The following is a 5,173-nucleotide window of genomic DNA, read 5'->3' as shown; positions in this document are numbered from 1 at the left end:
AAGTGCACTAAGCTATACGGATTATTAGTATCACTCGGCTATGACATTACTGCCTTTACACCTGTGACCTATCAACGTGGTGGTCTCCCACGATCCTTTAAAGAAATCTCATCTTGTGGTGGGTTTCGCGCTTATATGCTTTCAGCGCTTATCCCTTCCCGACGTAGCTACCCAGCAGTGCTCCTGGCGGAACAACTGGTACACCAGAGGTCAGTCCAACTCGGTCCTCTCGTACTAGAGTCAGATCCACTCAAATTTCTAACGCCCACTGTAGATAGAGACCGAACTGTCTCACGACGTTCTGAACCCAGCTCGCGTGCCACTTTAATGGGCGAACAGCCCAACCCTTGGGACCTTCTCCAGCCCCAGGATGTGACGAGCCGACATCGAGGTGCCAAACCCCCCCGTCGATGTGAGCTCTTGGGGGAGATCAGCCTGTTATCCCCGGAGTACCTTTTATCCTTTGAGCGATGGCCCTTCCATGCGGAACCACCGGATCACTATGCTCTACTTTCGTACCTGATCGACCTGTATGTCTCTCAGTCAAGCTCCCTTATGCCATTGCACTCTACGCACGGTTACCAAGCGTGCTGAGGGAACCTTTAGAAGCCTCCGTTACTCTTTTGGAGGCGACCACCCCAGTCAAACTACCCACCAAGCACTGTCCCCCGAGTTACGGGGTTAGGCTTCAAACAAGTAAAGGGTGGTATTTCAACAATGACTCCACGATACCTGGCGATACCGCTTCAATGTCTCCCACCTATCCTACACATCACTTGTCCAAAGTCAATACTAAGCTATAGTAAAGGTTCACGGGGTCTTTTCGTCCCACAGCGGGTAATCGGCATCTTCACCGATACTACAATTTCACCGAGCTCATGGCTGAGACAGTGTCCAGATCGTTGCACCATTCGTGCAGGTCGGAACTTACCCGACAAGGAATTTCGCTACCTTAGGACCGTTATAGTTACGGCCGCCGTTTACTGGGGCTTCAATTCAATGCTTCGCTAATGCTAACATCTCCTCTTAACCTTCCAGCACCGGGCAGGTGTCAGACCCTATACGTCATCTTTCGATTTAGCAGAGTCCTGTGTTTTTGATAAACAGTCGCCTGGACCTTTTTACTGCGGCCCCGATTGCTCGGGGCGACCTTTCTCCCGAAGTTACAGGTCAATTTTGCCTAGTTCCTTAGCCATGAATCTCTCGAGCACCTTAGAATTCTCATCCCAACTACCTGTGTCGGTTTGCGGTACGGGCTGCTTATGCTCGCTTTTCTTGGAAGTCGATATTCAGGATTATCACCGCCGCCGTAGCTTTGGTGTACTATCGGGGTGTTACCACTCCCTTCAACGCACTATTCCGTCAGTGCGCACCTAATTCTCGCCTCCGTCACTTTTAACGCAAAGCAGGTACCAGAATATTAACTGGTTGTCCATCGACTACCCCTTTCGGGTTCGCCTTAGGCCCCGACTAACCCTCAGCTGATTAGCATAGCTGAGGAAACCTTAGTCTTTCGGTGTGCGGGTTTCTCGCCCGCATTATCGTTACTTATGCCTACATTTTCTTTTGTAACCACTCCAGCACCCCTCGCAGGTATACCTTCTACGTTGTTACAATGCTCCCCTACCACTCTATACTAATTGTATAAAATCCATAGCTTCGGTAGTATGTTTATGCCCGATTATTATCCATGCCGAACCGCTCGACTAGTGAGCTGTTACGCACTCTTTAAATGAATGGCTGCTTCCAAGCCAACATCCTAGCTGTCTAAGCAGTTCAACCGCGTTTTTTCAACTTAACATACATTTGGGGACCTTAGCTGATGGTCTGGGTTCTTTCCCTCTCGGACATGGACCTTAGCACCCATGCCCTCACTGATCTACATCATTTTATAGCATTCGGAGTTTGTCAGGAATTGGTAGGCGGTGAAGCCCCCGCATCCAATCAGTAGCTCTACCTCTATAAAACTAATAAATCGCTGCACCTAAATGCATTTCGGGGAGTACGAGCTATTTCCGAGTTTGATTGGCCTTTCACCCCTACCCTCAGGTCATCCCAAGACTTTTCAACGTCAACGGGTTCGGTCCTCCACTATGTGTTACCACAGCTTCAACCTGCCCAAGGGTAGATCACACGGTTTCGCGTCTAACACTACCAACTAAAGCGCCCTATTCAGACTCGCTTTCGCTACGGCTCCACCTCTTAAAGGCTTAACCTCGCTGGCAACGTTAACTCGTAGGCTCATTATGCAAAAGGCACGCCGTCACCCCAATAGGGCTCCGACCGCTTGTAAGCGTATGGTTTCAGGATCTATTTCACTCCGTTATTCACGGTTCTTTTCACCTTTCCCTCACGGTACTGGTTCACTATCGGTCTCTCAGGAGTATTTAGCCTTAGCGGATGGTCCCGCCAAATTCATACAGGGTTTCTCGTGCCCCGCACTACTCAGGATACCACTATGGTTAATGATCTTTACCTATACCGGGCTATCACCGTCTATGGCCACTCTTTCCAAAGTGTTCTAGTTCATTACACAACCAATGCCGTGGTCCTACAACCCCATGCAGCCCGTAAGCTACATGGTTTGGGCTAATGCGCGTTCGCTCGCCACTACTAGCGCAATCACTATTGTTTTCTTCTCCTCCGGGTACTTAGATGTTTCAGTTCTCCGGGTTCGCCCTCCTTGCGGAGTAACATACCTTCAGTATGCTGGGTTGCCCCATTCGGATATCTGCGGATCAACCTGTATGTGCCAGTCCCCGCAGCTTTTCGCAGCTTATCACGTCCTTCATCGCCTCTGAGAGCCTAGGCATTCCCCATACGCCCTTATTTAGCTTATGTGCTTTTACCTAATATGCTCTTTTGAAGTTATAAGTTATGAGTTAAGAGTTATAAAACCCTCTTCTCAAATCTCAAACCTCGAAATATAATTTGCTCTATCTATAATTTTGCAATCATAGAAATCTTTATGTTTCTCGTATTCTTATTTTCCAATATGTCAATGAACGTTTCTCAAATGTTTAAGGTTTAATGTTTAAGGTCTAATGAGGTTAATCATTATTCCTTATTCCTTAATCATTTAAATTGTGGAGAATATCGGAGTCGAACCGATGACCTCCTGCGTGCAAGGCAGGCGCTCTAGCCAGCTGAGCTAATCCCCCGTTTTTAGTTGGCAGTGGTCAGTATTCAGTAATCAGTCTTCACTGTACTGCGTACTGCTTAACTGCGTACCGTAAACTGGTTGCCCAACTTCTAAAATTTCCTTCAATAATTCTCAATGAACTTCGTACTTCGTATTTCTACCTTCGTACTTCAGTAGTCTCAGGCAGACTCGAACTGCCGACCTCTACATTATCAGTGTAGCGCTCTAACCAGCTGAGCTATGAGACTGCAATTTTATTGTATAGTGTATACTGTCTATTGTATATTGAAACGACCTTTACAAGATCCCTTTACATTATACATTCTACAAAATACATTATACAGTAAAAAATTAAATTGACAGTGAATTAAGACCAGAAGCGCTTTTCACTTCTGTTTCAAGGCTCCTTATGTCGTAATTGCGTTTTGCCTATTAAGAGGCAAAATCTCTAGAAAGGAGGTGTTCCAGCCGCACCTTCCGGTACGGCTACCTTGTTACGACTTAGCCCCAGTTACCAGTTTTACCCTAGGCGGCTCCTTGCGGTGACCGACTTCAGGTACCCCCAGCTTCCATGGCTTGACGGGCGGTGTGTACAAGGCCCGGGAACGTATTCACCGCATCATGGCTGATATGCGATTACTAGCGATTCCAGCTTCACGGAGTCGAGTTGCAGACTCCGATCCGAACTGTGATAGGGTTTATAGATTCGCTCCTACTCGCGTAGTGGCTGCTCTCTGTCCCTACCATTGTAGCACGTGTGTGGCCCAGGACGTAAGGGCCGTGATGATTTGACGTCATCCCCACCTTCCTCACGGTTTGCACCGGCAGTCTTGTTAGAGTTCCCGACTTGACTCGCTGGCAACTAACAACAGGGGTTGCGCTCGTTATAGGACTTAACCTGACACCTCACGGCACGAGCTGACGACAACCATGCAGCACCTTGTAATCTGTCCGAAGAAGGGGGTGTTTCCACCCCTGTCAGACTACATTTAAGCCCTGGTAAGGTTCCTCGCGTATCATCGAATTAAACCACATGCTCCACCGCTTGTGCGGGCCCCCGTCAATTCCTTTGAGTTTCATTCTTGCGAACGTACTCCCCAGGTGGGTTACTTATCACTTTCGCTTAGCCACTCAGCTCTCAATCGAGCCAAACAGCTAGTAACCATCGTTTACGGCGTAGACTACCAGGGTATCTAATCCTGTTCGCTACCTACGCTTTCGTCCATCAGCGTCAGTAAATTATTAGTGATCTGCCTTCGCAATCGGTATTCTATGTAATATCTATGCATTTCACCGCTACACTACATATTCTAACCACTTCATAATTACTCAAGGTATGCAGTATCAATGGCAGTTCTACAGTTGAGCTGCAGACTTTCACCACTGACTTACGCACCCGCCTACGGACCCTTTAAACCCAATGATTCCGGATAACGCTTGGATCCTCCGTATTACCGCGGCTGCTGGCACGGAGTTAGCCGATCCTTATTCATACGGTACCGTCAAATTCCCTCACGAGGGAGTGTTTCTTCCCGTATAAAAGCAGTTTACAACCCATAGGGCAGTCTTCCTGCACGCGGCATGGCTGGATCAGGCTCTCGCCCATTGTCCAATATTCCTCACTGCTGCCTCCCGTAGGAGTCTGGTCCGTGTCTCAGTACCAGTGTGGGGGATCTCCCTCTCAGGACCCCTACCTATCGTAGCCATGGTAAGCCGTTACCTTACCATCTAGCTAATAGGACGCATACTCATCTTTTACCGCCGAAACTTTAATCATTAAATGATGCCACTCAATGATACCATGGGATATTAATCCGGGTTTCCCCGGGCTATGCCCCTGTAAAAGGTAGATTGTATACGCGTTACGCACCCGTGCGCCGGTCGCCACCATCCGAAGACGTGCTGCCCCTCGACTTGCATGTGTTAAGCCTGCCGCTAGCGTTCATCCTGAGCCAGGATCAAACTCTTCATCGTTAAATCTTAAATAATTTTACAACTACTAAAGGAATTCCTTTCTTAACTGTTTCCAGT

2 tRNA genes and 2 rRNA genes are annotated in these 5,173 nt (G+C 48.1%); all 4 read right to left on the bottom strand.

Annotated features, from left to right (window positions below):
* Positions 1 to 3: 3 nt before the first annotated feature.
* A 23S ribosomal RNA gene (locus VR862_RS13750) occupies positions 4 to 2,842 on the bottom strand.
* Between the two features lie 245 nt (positions 2,843 to 3,087).
* A tRNA-Ala gene (locus VR862_RS13745) sits at positions 3,088 to 3,161 on the bottom strand.
* A gap of 155 nt (positions 3,162 to 3,316) precedes the next feature.
* A tRNA-Ile gene (locus VR862_RS13740) sits at positions 3,317 to 3,390 on the bottom strand.
* A gap of 204 nt (positions 3,391 to 3,594) precedes the next feature.
* Positions 3,595 to 5,116, bottom strand: a 16S ribosomal RNA gene (locus VR862_RS13735).
* Together the 16S and 23S rRNA genes with 2 tRNA genes alongside form the textbook arrangement of a ribosomal RNA operon.
* Between the last annotated feature and the right edge of the window lie 57 nt (positions 5,117 to 5,173).

It is taken from the genome of Salinimicrobium aquimaris, assembly GCF_035607535.1.
Lineage (GTDB): Bacteria > Bacteroidota > Bacteroidia > Flavobacteriales > Flavobacteriaceae > Salinimicrobium.
Note: the sequence above shows the minus strand (reverse complement) of the source record. Positions and strands in the feature narration are given on the sequence as shown.